This window comes from Robiginitalea sp., from assembly GCF_049588695.1.
Taxonomy (GTDB): Bacteria; Bacteroidota; Bacteroidia; order Flavobacteriales; family Flavobacteriaceae; genus Robiginitalea.
The window spans coordinates 1-1776 of record NZ_JBAVZJ010000611.1 but is presented as its reverse complement, the minus strand read 5'-3'; the positions used below and the strand labels follow the sequence as shown (position 1 = coordinate 1776).

Sequence of the window (1776 nt, the reverse complement as noted above, 5' to 3'; positions counted from 1 at the left end):
TCGCGAATTAAGTTTTGATCTTTTTCACGGGCGTACCACATGTTAAAAAAAGCTGCAATACTTATTTTTTTTTCGGGCTGTTCCACTAACTCCATCGAGTCTCCTACCCGGACAAAACCAGGTTGCAGAACCTCGACGTACGTACCAGGTTTGCCATATTTTACGAAGGAATCGATAATACCCTGGTCCTTAAAACGAAGTCCGAGCTTAAAACAGGGCTCACGGGGGGTAGTGATCCGGACGATCGCCTCCCCTGCCCGATAAAGGCTGCCCATCAGGAGGTCATCTTCGTTCATGCCCTTTACAGTGAGGTTTTCGCCAAACATGCCGAATTGCCAGGCGAGGTTGGGATACGCTTCTTTCCAGTACGGATAACAGTCCTCCGAGAACAGGTAGGCTGCCTTTACCCGTCCACCGTGTACCTTTGGATTTCCAATGGTATCTCCTTTCACCCCTTCAGGATGCAGGTAGATGCCCTCGGGGTTCGGGGTTTTAAAAATGCCGGTTACCCTCTCGCTGCCCTTCCAGGTAATGGTCCTGGGCTGGGCGGTATTGGTACTGATGATCTTCACGCATATTGGATTTGAGTTTTAAAGATACTACTAATCGAGCTGGAATCATACTGGAAATCTGGTAGTAATATCGGCTCTCGGGGAGCTCCCTCCCATAGGCCTGAAATGGGCCTGGCCTGCACCCACTAAGCAGTCTGGTGAATTTGATGTAGAATGCATCTCCCCGTAGTTGTTTACGACAATGCCGATTGGGGTTGCACTTGTTTCAAAGGGCTTCAGACGGGGATAATGCATAAAAAGGGGGTCTCAGAAGGACCCCCGTGAATTTCCAAAAAAAGGTCGTTCAAGAAAAATAGTCTGCGATCCTGGCGAGTCCTTCCTTAAAGGAATCCGAAGCGGATGCAAATTTCTCCTTTACTTCTTCCCAGGTTTCATCGGAGATATCTTCCAACTTTTCCAGCTTTTTCTCAAGCTCTTCTTTCTGGGACTCCAGTTCCTCCAGGCTTTCCCCATATTCTTCGACTACCGCGTCTTCGGCGCTTTCCCCGGCTGCCTTCAGGGCATCGATCTTTTCTGAAATTTCATCAATGATTCCATTTACTTTGGTTTTGAATACTTCTTTGTCCATATCTATAGTTTTTAATGAATGCGTTGTTGTCGCTGAACCTGTTCCCTGAACTATATGCCACCGCCTTTTACCATCTGCAGGGCTTGCCTAAAATTGATGCACCTTATCCGCTATACCCGGTTCCGGTCTTATGAGTTTATCTCAAAGCTGCTTTCGTAAAAATAAAGAGGATGTCTAAAATAAAGAAAATTATTCAAAAATTACTGTGGAAATTTAAGCCCAACATACCACCCTGCCATGGTGAAGGGCCAGCACCAAAAAAGGATATGGGTAACTTCAGGGGTACATAGTTAGGAATTACAGGTACATAGAGGCCCAAAAGATAAGGAGCCCCTGGAGCGGAAGGCGCAACCACAACACCCAGGCCGAAAGACCCATGCCGGCGTGTTTGTCCCGAAGCATGTGAATGTGAGCCGGCAGGAACAGGAGCAGGAGCCCAATAATACCATACAAGGCAAGGGTCCGAAACCCCGGAAAAAACAGGGCAACCCCCAGCATAATTTCCAGGATTCCGCTGAGGTAAACCACAGCTCGTTTGCCCGGGATATAGGGCGGAACGATCCGCTGATACATCTGGGGGAAAACGAAGTGCAGAATGCCCGCCAGAATATAAAGTAGGGCCATAAAGGCCAAGTG

At 48.0% G+C, this 1776-nt stretch carries 3 protein-coding genes; all 3 read right to left on the bottom strand.

Annotated features, from left to right (window positions below; genetic code table 11):
* Positions 1-572, bottom strand: a 572-nt coding sequence (locus tag WBV75_RS13950) for an MOSC domain-containing protein (protein ID WP_424121194.1), incomplete at its 3' end; no start/stop codon positions are given.
* A 283-nt stretch (positions 573-855) separates the two neighbouring features.
* A complete protein-coding gene (locus WBV75_RS13945; RefSeq protein WP_424121193.1) occupies positions 856-1140 on the bottom strand; it encodes a hypothetical protein in 285 nt (94 codons plus the stop codon).
* 297 nt (positions 1141-1437) lie between these two features.
* A partial coding sequence (locus tag WBV75_RS13940) for a DoxX family protein (protein WP_424121192.1) occupies positions 1438-1776 on the bottom strand: 339 nt, incomplete at its 5' end.

Coding starts and splice junctions, on each gene's coding strand:
- WBV75_RS13945 (WP_424121193.1), bottom strand. CDS start 1,140: ATGGACAAAGAAGTATTCAAAACCAAAGTAAATGGAATCATTGATGAA.